Source organism: Pedococcus sp. P2_D7, assembly GCF_056404295.1.
Window position 1 is genome coordinate 184,645 of the sequence record NZ_JBFUEH010000004.1, and the last position, 13,705, is coordinate 198,349.

The following is a 13,705-nucleotide window of genomic DNA, read 5'->3' on the forward strand; positions in this document are numbered from 1 at the left end:
TGCGCCCCAGCCGGGGGCGCCACGACGACAGATTGTGGAGGATATGGCCAAGAAGGACGGTGTCATCGAGATCGAGGGCACGATCGTCGAGGCTCTCCCGAACGCGATGTTCAGGGTCGAGCTCACGAACGGTCACAAGGTTCTCGCTCACATCTCGGGCAAGATGCGACAGCACTACATCCGGATCCTCCCTGAGGACCGCGTGGTGGTTGAGCTCAGCCCGTACGACCTGACCCGTGGCCGGATCGTCTTCCGCTACCGCTAGACGCACGACCAGCACCACCCGTAAGACCTGTCGGTCCGCCCGGAGCGACAGTGCCAGATCGACTGAAGCAGAGGCTATGAAGGTTCAGCCGAGCGTCAAGAAGATCTGCGACAAGTGCAAGGTGATCCGCCGTCACGGCCGGGTCATGGTGATCTGCGAGAACCTGCGCCACAAGCAGCGCCAGGGCTGACCAGCTCCACCTGAGCCCCGGAAGCGGGACTCGCCCAGCACGACTCGCATCTCTTCGAGAAGCGCAGACAAGTGAATCGACCGCAGTACCCGGCCCCTGAGAGCAGCGTCGTCGACGCAGCCCAGGACGTCACCCCCGGCCCGGAGGCCGAGGACCGGTGCCCCGAGGAAAGCTTCGGGAAGCAGCCCGGAACGGTACTGCTCCAGACCTCCGGTGAAACAAAGGAAACACACAAGATGGCACGTCTTGTTGGTGTGGATCTCCCGCGCGAGAAGCGCGTCGAGATCGCTCTCACCTACATCTTCGGAGTGGGTCGTACCCGCTCCCAGCAGGCCCTGGCCGCGACGGGTGTCAACCCGAACACGCGCGTCCGCGACCTGTCCGACACCGAGCTCGTCGCCCTCCGCGACCACCTCGAGGCGAACGTCAAGATCGAGGGTGACCTCCGTCGCGAGATCGCCGCCGACATCCGCCGCAAGGTCGAGATCGGCTCCTACGAGGGCCTGCGCCACCGCCGTGGCCTGCCCGTGCGCGGTCAGCGCACCAAGACCAACGCGCGCACCCGCAAGGGCCCCAAGCGCACCGTCGCCGGCAAGAAGAAGGTTGGTAAGTAATGCCTCCCAAGGCTCGCACTGCCGGCGCCAAGAAGGTGCGCCGCAAGGAAAAGAAGAACATCGCCCACGGGCACGCTCACATCAAGAGCACCTTCAACAACACGATCATCTCGATCACGGACCCCGCTGGTGCCGTCATCGCCTGGGCCTCTGCCGGCCAGGTGGGCTTCAAGGGTTCGCGCAAGTCCACCCCGTTCGCCGCGCAGATGGCCGCCGAGGCTGCCGCCCGTCGCGCGATGGAGCACGGCATGCGCAAGGTCGACGTCTTCGTCAAGGGCCCCGGCTCCGGTCGTGAGACCGCCATCCGTTCCCTGACCGCGACCGGCCTGGAGGTCGGCGCCATCAGCGACGTCACCCCCTCGCCGCACAACGGTGTCCGTCCGCCCAAGCGCCGTCGCGTCTGAGCCGTCGGTAAAGAACAGGGAGATAGAGAAAACTCATGGCTCGTTACACCGGCCCCATCACCAAGAAGTCGCGTCGCCTCAAGGTCGACCTCGTCGGCGGCGACAAGAACTTCGAGCTCCGTCCCTTCCCGCCCGGCCAGCACGGCCGTCGCCGGATGCAGGAGAAGGAGTACCTCACCCAGCTGCAGGAGAAGCAGAAGGCTCGCTTCACCTACGGCGTCATGGAGAAGCAGTTCCGCGGCTACTACCAGGAGGCCTCGCGCCGCTCTGGCAAGACCGGTGAGACCCTGCTGCAGATCCTCGAGTCCCGCCTGGACAACGTGGTCTACCGCGCCGGCCTGGCCCGCACCCGTCGTGCGGCTCGCCAGCTCGTCACGCACGGCCACTTCGAGGTCAACGGCGTGCGCGTGGACGTCCCGTCCTACCGCGTCGAGCAGTACGACATCATCACCGTTCGCAAGCAGTCCGTGAACACCTTCCCGATCGAGCTGGCTCGCCAGACCTTCGGCGAGCGCCCCACCCCGGCCTGGCTCCAGGTCGTCCCGGGCACGCTGCAGATCATGATCCACCAGCTCCCGGAGCGTGCGCAGATCGACACGATCCTCACGGAGCAGCTGATCGTCGAGCTCTACTCGAAGAACTGACGGCATGGGGTATGCCGCGTGGGTGACCACGCGGCATACCTCGCCTTCGGCCGTGGTCGCAGACAGAGACAACCACGGCAGCCGGTCGGACCGGCACATCATCGGCGTCATATAGCGGTCGCCGACGAGAAAGGAAATACCCGTGCTCATTGCACAGCGCCCCTCCCTCAGCGAAGACGTGGTTGCAGACAACCGCAGCCGCTTCGTCATCGAGCCCCTCGAGCCCGGCTTCGGCTACACGCTCGGCAACTCCATGCGCCGCACGCTCCTCTCGAGCATCCCCGGCGCAGCCGTGACCAGCATCCGCATCGACGGCGTGCTGCACGAGTTCTCCACGATCCCCGGGGTCAAGGAGGACGTCACCGAGATCATCCTCAACATCAAGGGCCTGGTCGTCTCCTCGGAGCACGACGAGCCGGTCGTCATGTACCTGCGCAAGCAGGGTGCGGGCGCCGTCACGGCCGCGGACATCGCGCCGCCGGCCGGTGTCGAGGTGCACAACCCCGACCTGCACATCGCCACGCTCAACGGCAAGGGCAAGATCGAGATGGAGCTGACCGTCGAGCGCGGTCGCGGCTACGTCTCGGCCAACCAGAACAAGTCCGGTGACCAGGAGATCGGCCGCATCCCGGTCGACTCCATCTACTCGCCGGTGCTCGCCGTGACCTACAAGGTCGAGGCGACCCGTGTCGAGCAGCGCACCGACTTCGACAAGCTGATCGTCGACGTCGAGACCAAGAACTCGATGGCCCCCCGTGACGCCATGGCCTCCGCCGGCAAGACCCTGGTCGAGCTGTTCGGCCTGGCCCGCGAGCTCAACGTCGAGGCCGAGGGCATCGACATGGGCCCGTCGCCGACCGACGCCGCCCTGGCCGCCGACCTGGCGCTGCCGATCGAGGACCTCGACCTCACCGTCCGGTCCTACAACTGCCTGAAGCGCGAGGGCATCCACACCGTGGGTGAGCTCGTCGGGCGCAGCGAGGCCGACCTGCTCGACATCCGCAACTTCGGTGCGAAGTCGATCGACGAGGTCAAGGCCAAGCTCGTCGGCATGGGCCTGGCCCTCAAGGACAGCCCGCCCGGGTTCGACCCGTCCGCCATCGCCGACAACTACGGCGACTACGACGACGACTTCGTTGACGACGGCCGCGCGCTGGCCGAAGACGAGCAGCTCTGACCAACCGCCGCTGACTGTTCGGCACCGCCCGCGGTGCCGAACGGTCACACACCAAGGAGAACCTGAACCATGCCTACCCCCACCAAGGGTCCCCGTCTCGGCGGCGGTCCGGCTCACGAACGCCTGATCCTGGCCAACCTGGCCCAGTCGCTGTTCGAGCACGACTCGATCACCACCACCGAGGCCAAGGCCAAGCGCCTGCGCCCGCTGGCCGAGCGTCTCGTGACGTTCGCCAAGCGCGGTGACCTCCACGCCCGTCGTCGGGTCCTGTCGGTCATCTCCGACAAGGGCGTCGTGCACCGTCTCTTCACCGAGATCGCGCCCGACATGGCCGAGCGTCCCGGCGGCTACACCCGCATCACCAAGATCGGTGCCCGCAAGGGTGACAACGCCCCCATGGCCGTGATCGAGCTCGTCCGCGAGCCGCTGGCCAAGAAGGCGACGGTCAAGGAGGCGGAGGCCGCCACCAAGCGTTCCGCCAAGCAGGCCGAGGCCAAGGAGGCCGCGGTCGAGACCAAGGCCGCCGAGGACGAGGCCAAGGCTTCCGAAGACGTGGCCAAGGCCGAGGCCGAGGAGACCACCGAGGCGACCGAGACCACCGAGGCTGCTGCCACGGAGATCCCGGCCGGTGCCATCGCCGCGAACGAGGACGGCTCGTCCCCCGACGCGGAGTACACCGTCAAGGGCAACGCCGACTCGGGCAAGTTCCACGAGGCCGACGGCCAGTGGTTCGACCAGACGGTCGCCGAGTTCTGGTTCAAGTCCGCCGCCGACGCGGAGGCCGCTGGCTTCACGAAGGCCGGCGCCTGACCCAGGCAGCCTGATCGCAGGGACGGGCCGTCCACCCCTCGGGGTGGGCGGCCCGTTTCTCGTCTGGCAGCGACTGAGGTGCGGAGGGGTGGCGCGCGACGTGTGGCCACTGGTGCCTCACGGGAGGGTGGTTCTGGGGGTCTGGTGGGGCATGGGTGGCCAGAAGTGCGGGGAGGTGGGCGGCGTCGACCCGATCAGGTATGCCGGGTTGCCGGCTCCGTGCGGAACGCGCCGGCCAGGGGGAGGATCGCCAGGATGAGCACCATGGGTACGGCGAACCCCGGCCGCAGGGACTGCGACCCGACCACTCCGGTCAGGACTGCTCCGAGCAGCCCACCGACGTAGTTGAACTGGTTGAACCGGGCGATCACCGCATCGACCCTGGCCCGCCGGGCCTCGGGGTCGAGCCCGCCGCCCGCAACCACCGCTGCCGCAGAGAAGGACAGCGGCGCGATCACGGCGACCGAGCCGCCCAGGACGGTGAACCCGAGGACGGCGACCCACCAGGACGGGGAGAACACGATGACGGCCAGGGCGACGCTGGCCACGACCGCACCGATGCGCAGCAGGGGCACGGCACCCACCCTGGCGACCGCGGCGTCACCGGCGAGCCGGGTGGCCAGGCTGGCCACGAGGTAGGGGAGCGTGGCCAGGGGGAGCAGCCAGTCGGGTGCGTCGTGGACCGACTTGAGGAAGACCGGCCCCCAGGTCGTCGCGGCGGTGTCGACCATGTAGAAGAGCACCATCGCGGCGCCGAGCAGGAGGATCTTGCGCCACGGGACGTCCAGGCCGGGCGCAGTCGCCGCCACCGGCGGGTCGGCGCTCGCGGGCAGGAGGGGGGCGGCCAGCAGGATGAGGGCGACGACGCACAGCGGCAGCAACCCGGCGAGCAGGCCCGCCTGCGTCACCGCGATCGTGACGACGGTCGCGACGATCCCGCCGGCCGTCCAGGCGCCGTGGAAGGACGGCAGGATGGTGCGGCCGTAGCGGTGCTCCACCGCCACCGCCTGCATGTTCGAGGCCGCATCCACGACGCCCAGCCCCAGGCCGTAGACGGCCAGCCCACCCACGAAGACGCCCCGCTGCGGCGCCCCCGCGACAGCGGCCAGGCCGAGGGCCTGCAGGACGAATCCGACCCGCAGCGTCGTGGCACTGCCCCGGCGGGTCGCAGCCAGCTCGGCGAGGGCCGACCCCGCGCCGGCAAGGAGCACGACCATGAGCAGGAGCCCGGAGACGAACAGCTCGGACAGGTCCCATCGATCCTGGAACCTGGGCAGCCGGGTGGTCAGGGAGATGAACAGCAGGCCCTGGACGGCGAAGGCGGCGGCGACCGCCGCGCGGTGCCGGGCCAGCCCGGCAGCGGTCGGCGCCGCGGTGGTGGCGATCCTCACCCGCTCACTCTGGCAGACCGCCGGCCCGCATCGTCGGAGCCGTGCGCGTGGCTAGGCTTGCCACATGGACCAGGAGCAGGGGGAGCAGCCGACTGTGCCCCTGCGGATCCGCCTCGACCTCGGCTACGACGGGACCGACTTCTCCGGCTGGGCCGCCCAGCCGGGCCTACGGACGGTGGAGGGCACGCTCTCGGCCGCACTGACCACCATCCTGCGGGCCGAGGCACCGGTGCGGCTGACCGTGGCCGGCCGCACCGACGCCGGTGTCCACGCGCGGGGGCAGGTGGCCCATTTCGACCCTGACCCGGTGGCCTGGGCGGCGCTGCCCGGTCGTTCCGCGCGCTCTCCCGCCGACGCGGCGCTGAGCCGGCTGCGCGGCATACTCCCTGCGGACCTCAGCATGCGGGCCGTGACCGTCGCCCCCGAGGGCTTCGAGGCACGCTTCGCGGCGCTGCAGCGCCGGTACCTCTACCGACTGGCCGATCGACCGGAGCGGGCCGACCCGTTGCGTCGCCGCGAGACCGTGCTCACCAAGCGCTCCCTCGACGTCGACGCCATGCACGCGGCTGCGCAGAAACTGTTGGGGCTGAACGACTTCGGAGCCTTCTGCAAGAGGCGCGAGGGTGCGACGACAGTGCGCACGCTGCTCGACTACTCCTGGCGACGCGCCGACGACGGCACCCTCGAGGCGACCGTGGTCGCTGACGCGTTCTGCCACTCGATGGTGCGCTCGCTGGTCGGTGCGGTCGTGCCCGTCGGCGAGGGACGAAGGGGGGTCGACTGGCCCGCCGAGGTGATGCGTGCTGCGGTGCGAGACGCCGCCGTCGTCGTGATGCCTCCGCAGGGCCTCTCGCTCGAGGAGGTCGTCTATCCCGACGACGAAGGGCTGGCCGCCCGCGCCAAGGAGTCGCGCGTCCGGCGAACCCTCGACTGATCCGGGGGCGCTGCCGGCCTAGGCATCCTCGGGCAGCGGCGGTCCGACCACCTGGAGCCCGAACCTCGGCCCGACGACGTTCCACCGGGCGATCTCCTCGGGCATCGGGCGACCGTCGGATCCGGGCAGCCGGTGCTGGAGCGCAGGGAGCCCCACCTCGTCGTAGAGGTCGAACAGGTGCCCGGGGTCGGAGAGGCCCAGGAACCGGACCGGCTCGTCGCCGGTCACCCGGAAGGCGTGGGGCAGCATCGCCGGCAGCCAGATGAAGTCGCCCGCGCCGAGGTGGAAGACCTCCTCGCCGGCGCGGTAGGTCATCGTGCCGTCGAGGAGGTAGAACGCCTCTGCCTCACGGGTGTGCCGGTGCAAGGGGGTCGCGGTGCCGGGTGGCTGGGTCACCAGGGCCACGCCGAGGCGTCCGCCCGACTCGTCGGCGCTGAGCAGGTGCTCGAACAACGAGCCCATCGCCCACGTCCCCCGGCCCGTGCCCGCGGGCCGGTGGACGACCCCGAGGGCACCGTCGTCGTCGGTGCTGGCGGTGGTGGCGGTCGTCCCGACGTCGCTCATCTGGCGCTCCTCTGCTCCGACCCCATATTCACCCGAACCATCTTCGGACGAATATTGCTAAGGTAGGCCCGATGTCCAAGCCAGTCAAGACCCGCCCCTACCGGTCGACCGTGCGCGCCGAGCAGGCGCGGCAGACCCGGCTCGCCGTCCTGCGCGCGGCGCGCGACCTGTTGACCGAGCACGGCTACGAGGCGACGACCGTCGCGATGGTCGCGGCGGCGGCCGGCGTCTCCGTCGACACGGTCTACACCAGCGTGGGGCGCAAGCCCGAGCTGGCGGTCGCGGTGGTCGACATGGTGCTGGCTTCGGCCGACGAGCCGGTGCCCGCACAGGAGCGCGACTACGTGCGGGCCGTGCAGGCTGCCCGCACCGGCCGGGAAAAGCTCGAGGTGTATGCCGCGGCGGTGCGGACGGTGGTGCCGCGCACCGCCCCGCTGCTCGAGGCGCTGCGCAGGGCAGGGGAGTCCGATCCCGCGTCGGCGTCGGCCTGGTCGATGGTGATGGACCGCCGGGCGGCCAACATGCTGCTGCTGGCGGCCGAGCTGCGGGCCTCGGGCGACCTGCGGGCAGACCTCACCGACCGCGAGGTGGCCGACCTCCTCTGGTCGACCAACTCACCCGAGTACTGGCTGCTGCTCCGCTCGCGGGGCTGGTCGGCGAAGCGGTATGCCGAGCTGCTGCAGGACCTCTGGTGCCGCCTGCTCCTGGCGCCATGAGAGCCCCAAGACCCCGAGGGGTCGGTCAGCCGGTGATGGCGGCGTAGCCGAGGGAGTCGTGGATCGCCAGACCCGCGAAGGCCGGGGAGCCCGAGAAGGCGTCGCGCACCAGGGCGAGCTGGCTGTCCATCTGGGCGAGCGTCAGGCCGTGGAAGGTCTGCTTGACCTCCGTCGGGTCGGTGCCGAGGAAGTTCGTCTCCTGGCCGACCCGCACCGGGCGTCCGAGCAGCGCGCCCGCCGCCACCTCGGCCGACGCGAGGGCGATCGTGCCGTCGGGTCCGGCGGCAGTGTTGCGGTAGGCCATCACCGTGACCGCATCGGCGCGACGCATGATCTCGCGGTCCAGCGTCGAGCCGTTGGCGGCGACCTCGTCGAACCAGAACGGGATGTCCGCCTCGATCGGGGTTGCCGCCGCGGCGGTGCTGAGCGTGTCGAGGGTGGTGAGGTACTTCTTGATGACGGCCTTGCGGTTCTTCGTCCACGCGGGGGTCGTGTAGGGCTCGATGTCGACGTGCACCCCGGTGAACAGCCCGGTGGCGAGCGCCGGCTGGAGCCAGTTGGTGACCACCCACGCGGGGTTGTCGACCCAGCCCGGGTCGCCGCCGAGGGCGTCGACCCGCAGCCCCGCCGCGTCGGCCAGGGCGACGAGCTGCTGGAGCTCGGCGAGCTTCGGAGAGCTGTCCACGTTCGGGGGCACGGCGGCATACAGCTGGCCGATGCCGCGCGCCGTCGCGAGGCTGACGACCGCCTGCGGGTCGGAGGTGTCCCAGACCCACATGGCGCGCGCGCTGGCTTGCCGGCCGGTGCGGTCCACCTCCGGGGCAGCCATGGCCTGGCCTGCCACCGTCACGCCCACGGCACCGACGATCGCCACGAGGGCGACCATAGCCATGAGGCGAAGGGGAGAGGCGGAGCGGCGCACGGGATGTCCTTTCGGGGTGACTTGTCCATGGTCAGGGGTCGAGACCAGTGCTCCTTGCCAACTTTGACAAGCCTTTACCTTTGTCTAGTCCCTTCGTCCTGGCTCGGCTCTCCAGACAACTGAGATGACGCGCGGGGGTCGCGTGCAGCACCCTTGACCCCGTGGGACACCTCGACATCAACACCGTGAACTTCGTGCTGCCGGACGGCCGACCCCTGCTGAGCGAGGTCTCCCTCCGCGTGGGCGAGGGGGCGAAGGTGGCCCTGATCGGACCCAACGGCACGGGCAAGACGACGCTGGGCCGGATCATCGCCGGAGACCTCGCGGCGCACGACGGGGCGGTGACCCGCTCGGGCGGCCTCGGGGTGATGCGCCAGTTCGTGGGTTCGGTGCGCGACGACTCGACGGTGCGCGACCTGCTGCTCTCGGTCGCGCCGGAGCCGGTGCGCGAGGCGGCGGCCGAGATCGACCGCACCGAGCTGCTGATGATGGAGCACGACAGCGAGGCCGACCAGATGGCCTACGCCCGCGCCCTCGTGGCGTGGGGAGACGTGGGCGGCTACGACTACGAGACGCTGTGGGACGTCTGCACCGTCGCAGCCCTCGGTATGCCGTTCGACAAGGCCCAGTGGCGCAAGGTCAGCACCCTCTCCGGTGGCGAGCAGAAGCGGGTCGTCCTCGAGGCGCTGCTGCGCGGGCCGGAGGAGGTGCTGCTGCTCGACGAGCCGGACAACTACCTCGACGTGCCGGCCAAGCGGTGGCTCGAGGACCAGCTCATCGCCTCCCCGAAGACGGTGCTCTTCGTCAGCCACGACCGGGAGCTGCTCAACCGTGTCGCGACCCGGGTCGCCACCCTCGAGCCCGGCGGTGCCGGCTCGACCCTGTGGGTCCACCCGGGGCGCTTCGAGACCTACCACCAGGCCCGCGAGGACCGGAACTCCCGCCTCGAGGAGCTGCGTCGGCGCTGGGACGAGGAGCACCAGAAGATCAAGGACCTCGTGCAGATGCTCAAGGTCAAGGCGAAGTACAACGACGGCATGGCGCCGCGGTACCACGCCGCCCAGACGCGACTGCGCAAGTTCGAGGAGGTGGGGCCGCCGCAGGAGACGCCCCTGCGCCAGAACGTGAACATGCGGCTCAAGGGTGGGCGCACCGCCAAGCGAGCAGTGATCGCCGAGCGGCTCGAGCTGACCGGCCTGATGAAGCCGTTCGACCTCGAGATCTGGTTCGGGGAGCGGGTCGCCGTCCTCGGCAGCAACGGCTCGGGGAAGTCGCACTTCCTGCGCCTCGTGGCTGCTGGTGGGAGCGACCCCGACGCCGAGCACCGGCCGGTCGGCGACATCCAGCCGGTGTCGGTGACGCACACCGGTCGGCTGCGGCTCGGGTCGAGGGTGCGGCCGGGCTGGTTCGCCCAGACGCACGAGCAGCCCGCCCTCGTCGGCCGGACCCTCCTCGAGATCCTGCACCGGGGTGACGAGCACCGGACCGGACGGCCGCGTGAGGAGGCGGCCCGGGTGCTGGACCGCTACGGCCTGGCGCGAGCCAGCGAGCAGACCTTCGACTCGCTCTCCGGTGGCCAGCAGGCGCGGTTCCAGATCCTGCTGCTCGAGCTGTCGGGCGCGACCTGCCTGCTGCTCGACGAGCCCACCGACAACCTCGACCTGCACTCGGCCGAGGCGCTGGAGGAGGGCCTCGAGGCGTTCGAGGGCACCGTCATCGCCGTGACGCACGACCGGTGGTTCGCCCGGGGGTTCGACCGGTTCCTGGTGTTCGGCTCCGACGGCCGGGTCTACGAGTCCGACGAGCCGGTCTGGGACGAGGGACGGGTGGCCCGCGCCCGCTGAGCCGGAGCCTGCGCGGGACGGCCCGTGGGGATGCGTGAGACGGGTTTCGGAACTACCGTGCTGAGGGCACGCCGCGCGCCGAAGGGGTCGCGCAGGTGTTCTCGGAGGAGCAGTCATGCGAGGTCCACGCCGTCTGTATGCCGTCCTGCTGGGTGTGGCTCTAGCCACCGGAACGGGCGTGGCGACCGGGTTGCCCGCGGTGGCGGCCACCGAGACGGTGACGCTGGTCGGCGACCTCCAGCTCGAGCTGGGCTGCTCGGAGGACTGGCAGCCCCCCTGCGACGCCTCCAAGCTCGCGCGGGTGGGCAGCACGGACACGTATGCGAGCACCTTCACCGTGCCCGCCGGGACGTGGGCGTTCAAGGTCGCCATCAACGACTCGTGGGCGATCAACTACGGCGTCGACGGCAAGCCCGACGGAGCGAACCTGTCGCTCACCCTGCTCAGCCCCATGCGGGTGGCCTTCAGCTACGACGACACGAGCCACCGGGTCTCGTTCGCCCCGGCGGACCTGGCCGGGGGCACCACGGCCGCCGACGCGGCATACGCGAAGAGCTCCTTGCGCGAGTCGCTGACCCGTGAGCGCTTCTACTTCGTCATGGCCGACAGGTTCGCCAACGGATCGACGGCCAACGACGCCGGAGGACTGACCGGCGGACGCCTCACGACCGGTCTCGACCCGACCAGCAAGGGCTTCTACCACGGTGGCGACCTCAAGGGGGTCCAGAGCAAGCTGGACTACATCAAGGGCCTCGGCACCACGGCCATCTGGCTCACGCCGAGCTTCAAGAACCGCCCGGTGCAGGGTGGGCCCGGGCAGGAGAGCGCTGGCTACCACGGCTACTGGGTCACCGACTTCACCCAGATCGACCCCCACCTCGGCACCAACGAGGACATGAAGGCGCTGATCGCCGCAGCCCACGCCAAGGGCATGAAGGTCTTCTTCGACATCATCACCAACCACACGGCGGACGTCATCGACTACGAGGGCGCCAAGTACACCTACCGCTCCAAGAGCAGGTTCCCCTACGAGGACGCGAACGGCACGACCTTCGACGACCGCGCCTTCATCGACAAGACGTTCCCGGCCATGGATCCCGCGACGTCCTTCCCGTACGTCCCCTACTTCCACCCAGGTGGAGCGACCGCGAAGGTCCCGTCGTGGCTCAACGACGTGAAGATGTACCACAACCGTGGCGACTCGACGTTCGCCGGAGAGTCCTCGACCTATGGCGACTTCTCCGGCCTGGACGACCTGTTCACCGAGCGACCCGAGGTCGTCAAGGGCATGGGTGACATCTACAAGCAGTGGGTCGACTTCGGCATCGACGGGTTCCGCATCGACACCGTCAAGCACGTGAACCTCGAGTTCTGGCAGAAGTTCATCCCCGACATCCTCGGCGCCGCCAAGCAAGCCGGCAAGGAGGACTTCTTCGCCTTCGGTGAGGTTTTCGACGGCAACCCGGCAGTGATGTCGGAGTACACGACTGCGGGCAAGCTCCAGGCCACGCTCGACTTCGGCTTCCAGCAGCAGGGCGTCGACTTCGCCAAGGGCAGGTCCGCCAGGACCCTCGCCGAGTTCTTCGCCAAGGACGACTGGTACACCGATGCCGACAGCAACGCCTACCAGCTGCCGACGTTCCTCGGGAACCACGACATGGGCCGAGTGGCGATGTTCCTCAAGGAGGCCGCGACCACCGAGGCCGAGCACCTCAAGCGGGTGCAGTTCGCGGACTCGCTGATGTTCACGACGCGGGGCAACCCGGTCACGTACTACGGAGACGAGCAGGGCTTCGTGAGCACCGGCGGTGACCAGGCGGCGCGCGAGGACATGTTCGCGAGCAAGGTCGACCTGTACAACGACGAGACCGTGCTCGGCGGACCCGACGGCTCGATGGACCGCTACGGCACCACCAACCCGATCTACCAGCACATCGCCGCGCTCTCGCAGGTCCGTGCCAAGCACCCCGCGCTCGCCGACGGTGCCCAGATCAACCGGTATGCCGCCGAGGGCGCCGGCATCTTCGCGGTGTCCCGCATCGATGCTGGGCAGAAGGTCGAGTACGTCGTCGCGGCCAACAACGACACCAAGGCGGCGACGGCCACGTTCCCGACGTGGAGCAAGGGCACCGGCGTCGTGTTCACCCCGGTCTTCGGCACCGACACCTCGGCCAAGCCGAAGGCCGACGGGTCGGTCACGGTCACGGTCCCGCCCCTCACCGTGAGCGTGTGGCGGGCCAACAAGGCCATCGCGACCTCTGGCGCAGGCCCGACCGTCCAGACCGAGGTCGTCGGCGCAGACGGTGGGCACGGCATCTACGGCCGCGCCGAGGTCACCGCGAACGTCCAGGCCAGCACCTTCGCCCAGACGACCTTCCTCTACCGTCCGGTCGGGACCTCGGCCTGGACGACCTTGGGCACCGACGACAACGCGCCGTTCCGGGTGTTCCACGACGTGTCCGGCTTCCCGGTCGACACCTACCTCGAGTACCGCGCCGTCACGAAGGACGCGTCGGGGCGCGTGGCTGCCGACTCCACCTGGGCCGTCGTCGCCAACCCGCCACGGCCGGTGATCGACAACGGTGACCCGCCCGCCACCCAGCCGACCAGTGTCGCGGTCGCCGGCACCCACAACTCCGAGATGGGTTGTTCCGAGGACTGGATGCCCGCGTGCACGCAGGCCTGGCTGGGGCTCGACGCCAATGACGGCATCTGGAAGAAGGCGTTCACCCTCCCCGCGGGCTCCTACTCCTACAAGGCTGCCCTCAACGGCACCTGGTCCGAGAACTACGGCGCGAAGGGGATTCGCGACGGGGCGAACATCTCCTACGACACCGATGACGGCACCGTGACCTTCTACTACGACCCGACGACCCACTGGGCGACCTCGGATGAGGAGGGGCTGATCGTCACGGCGCCCGGCACCTTCCAGTCCGAGTTGGGGTGCCCCGGCGACTGGCAGCCCGCCTGCATGCGTCCGTGGTTGCAGGACAAGGACGGTGATGGTGTCTTCACGTGGTCGACGACCAAGATCCCGGCTGGCAGCTACGAGTTCAAGGTGGCCTACGGACTGTCGATGACCGAGAGCTTCGGCGACGGCGGTGGGCCGGCGAACATCGCTCTCACCGTGCCCGCGACGGGTGCGACGACGACCTTCAGCTTCGACTCGGTGACACACCTCACCACGGTGACCAGCGAGTGAGGACCTGAGCGGCCCGATCCGACGACCG

At 69.5% G+C, this 13,705-nt stretch carries 14 protein-coding genes; 11 read left to right on the top strand and 3 right to left on the bottom strand.

The window, feature by feature from the left end; translation table 11 throughout:
• Positions 1-43 precede the first annotated feature (43 nt).
• The 7 genes from infA (at position 44) to rplQ (ending at position 4,104) form a co-directional block, all read left to right on the top strand.
• Complete coding sequence (gene infA / locus AC1DWJ_RS10025; RefSeq protein WP_006946284.1) at positions 44-265, top strand: translation initiation factor IF-1; 222 nt, start codon at positions 44-46, stop codon at positions 263-265.
• Between the two features lie 76 nt (positions 266-341).
• Positions 342-455 (top strand): 50S ribosomal protein L36, encoded by a 114-nt coding sequence (gene rpmJ, locus AC1DWJ_RS10030; RefSeq protein ID WP_010148647.1) that lies wholly within the window; start codon positions 342-344, stop codon positions 453-455.
• A 236-nt stretch (positions 456-691) separates the two neighbouring features.
• Positions 692-1,069: a 30S ribosomal protein S13 gene (rpsM, locus tag AC1DWJ_RS10035; RefSeq protein WP_457254169.1), complete on the top strand. Its 378-nt coding sequence runs from the start codon at positions 692-694 to the stop codon at positions 1,067-1,069.
• A complete protein-coding gene (gene rpsK / locus AC1DWJ_RS10040; protein WP_140743564.1) occupies positions 1,069-1,473 on the top strand; it encodes a 30S ribosomal protein S11 in 405 nt (134 codons plus the stop codon). The genes rpsM and rpsK overlap by 1 nt, the downstream gene beginning before the upstream one ends.
• A gap of 35 nt (positions 1,474-1,508) precedes the next feature.
• A complete protein-coding gene (gene rpsD / locus AC1DWJ_RS10045; RefSeq protein WP_056923979.1) occupies positions 1,509-2,117 on the top strand; it encodes a 30S ribosomal protein S4 in 609 nt (202 codons plus the stop codon).
• Between the two features lie 142 nt (positions 2,118-2,259).
• On the top strand, positions 2,260-3,294 hold the full coding sequence (locus AC1DWJ_RS10050; RefSeq protein ID WP_056923978.1) for a DNA-directed RNA polymerase subunit alpha: 1,035 nt from the start codon (positions 2,260-2,262) through the stop codon (positions 3,292-3,294).
• A 69-nt stretch (positions 3,295-3,363) separates the two neighbouring features.
• Entirely contained in the window at positions 3,364-4,104 is a 741-nt protein-coding gene (gene rplQ, locus AC1DWJ_RS10055) for a 50S ribosomal protein L17, sunset domain variant (RefSeq protein ID WP_457253826.1), read from the top strand.
• Between the two features lie 194 nt (positions 4,105-4,298).
• Here rplQ and AC1DWJ_RS10060 read toward each other — a convergent pair whose 3' ends face one another.
• A complete protein-coding gene (locus AC1DWJ_RS10060) occupies positions 4,299-5,495 on the bottom strand; it encodes an MFS transporter (RefSeq protein WP_457253824.1) in 1,197 nt (398 codons plus the stop codon).
• Positions 5,496-5,559: 64 nt separating this feature from the next.
• Here AC1DWJ_RS10060 and AC1DWJ_RS10065 point away from each other — a divergent pair, with 64 nt between their 5' ends.
• Positions 5,560-6,429 carry a tRNA pseudouridine synthase A gene (locus AC1DWJ_RS10065; RefSeq protein WP_457253823.1) on the top strand — a complete coding sequence of 290 codons (870 nt, stop codon included), beginning with the start codon at positions 5,560-5,562 and terminating at the stop codon, positions 6,427-6,429.
• 18 nt (positions 6,430-6,447) lie between these two features.
• Here AC1DWJ_RS10065 and AC1DWJ_RS10070 read toward each other — a convergent pair whose 3' ends face one another.
• On the bottom strand, positions 6,448-6,993 hold the full coding sequence (locus AC1DWJ_RS10070; RefSeq protein WP_457253822.1) for a cupin domain-containing protein: 546 nt from the start codon (positions 6,991-6,993) through the stop codon (positions 6,448-6,450).
• Positions 6,994-7,064: 71 nt separating this feature from the next.
• Between AC1DWJ_RS10070 and AC1DWJ_RS10075 the strand changes: the two genes are divergently transcribed.
• A complete protein-coding gene (locus AC1DWJ_RS10075; RefSeq protein ID WP_457253821.1) occupies positions 7,065-7,709 on the top strand; it encodes a TetR/AcrR family transcriptional regulator in 645 nt (214 codons plus the stop codon).
• Positions 7,710-7,734: 25 nt separating this feature from the next.
• Here AC1DWJ_RS10075 and AC1DWJ_RS10080 read toward each other — a convergent pair whose 3' ends face one another.
• The gene (locus tag AC1DWJ_RS10080; protein ID WP_457253820.1) at positions 7,735-8,601 is read right to left on the bottom strand and encodes a hypothetical protein; all 867 of its coding nucleotides are present in this window, start codon (positions 8,599-8,601) and stop codon (positions 7,735-7,737) included.
• Between the two features lie 191 nt (positions 8,602-8,792).
• Here AC1DWJ_RS10080 and AC1DWJ_RS10085 point away from each other — a divergent pair, with 191 nt between their 5' ends.
• Positions 8,793-10,475, top strand: coding sequence for an ABC-F family ATP-binding cassette domain-containing protein (locus AC1DWJ_RS10085; RefSeq protein ID WP_477620702.1), 1,683 nt, complete (start codon positions 8,793-8,795; stop codon positions 10,473-10,475).
• Positions 10,476-10,590: 115 nt separating this feature from the next.
• Positions 10,591-13,677: a pullulanase X25 domain-containing protein gene (locus AC1DWJ_RS10090; protein ID WP_457253818.1), complete on the top strand. Its 3,087-nt coding sequence runs from the start codon at positions 10,591-10,593 to the stop codon at positions 13,675-13,677.
• Positions 13,678-13,705: the final 28 nt, after the last annotated feature.

Bases quoted from the DNA above. Each gene is read 5' to 3' on its own strand.
- infA (WP_006946284.1), top strand. From the start codon at position 44: ATGGCCAAGAAGGACGGTGTCATCGAGATCGAGGGCACGATCGTCGAG.
- rpmJ (WP_010148647.1), top strand. From the start codon at position 342: ATGAAGGTTCAGCCGAGCGTCAAGAAGATCTGCGACAAGTGCAAGGTG.
- rpsM (WP_457254169.1), top strand. From the start codon at position 692: ATGGCACGTCTTGTTGGTGTGGATCTCCCGCGCGAGAAGCGCGTCGAG.
- rpsK (WP_140743564.1), top strand. From the start codon at position 1,069: ATGCCTCCCAAGGCTCGCACTGCCGGCGCCAAGAAGGTGCGCCGCAAG.
- rpsD (WP_056923979.1), top strand. From the start codon at position 1,509: ATGGCTCGTTACACCGGCCCCATCACCAAGAAGTCGCGTCGCCTCAAG.
- rplQ (WP_457253826.1), top strand. From the start codon at position 3,364: ATGCCTACCCCCACCAAGGGTCCCCGTCTCGGCGGCGGTCCGGCTCAC.
- AC1DWJ_RS10065 (WP_457253823.1), top strand. From the start codon at position 5,560: ATGGACCAGGAGCAGGGGGAGCAGCCGACTGTGCCCCTGCGGATCCGC.
- AC1DWJ_RS10070 (WP_457253822.1), bottom strand. From the start codon at position 6,993: ATGAGCGACGTCGGGACGACCGCCACCACCGCCAGCACCGACGACGAC.
- AC1DWJ_RS10075 (WP_457253821.1), top strand. From the start codon at position 7,065: ATGTCCAAGCCAGTCAAGACCCGCCCCTACCGGTCGACCGTGCGCGCC.
- AC1DWJ_RS10080 (WP_457253820.1), bottom strand. From the start codon at position 8,601: ATGGCTATGGTCGCCCTCGTGGCGATCGTCGGTGCCGTGGGCGTGACG.
- AC1DWJ_RS10090 (WP_457253818.1), top strand. From the start codon at position 10,591: ATGCGAGGTCCACGCCGTCTGTATGCCGTCCTGCTGGGTGTGGCTCTA.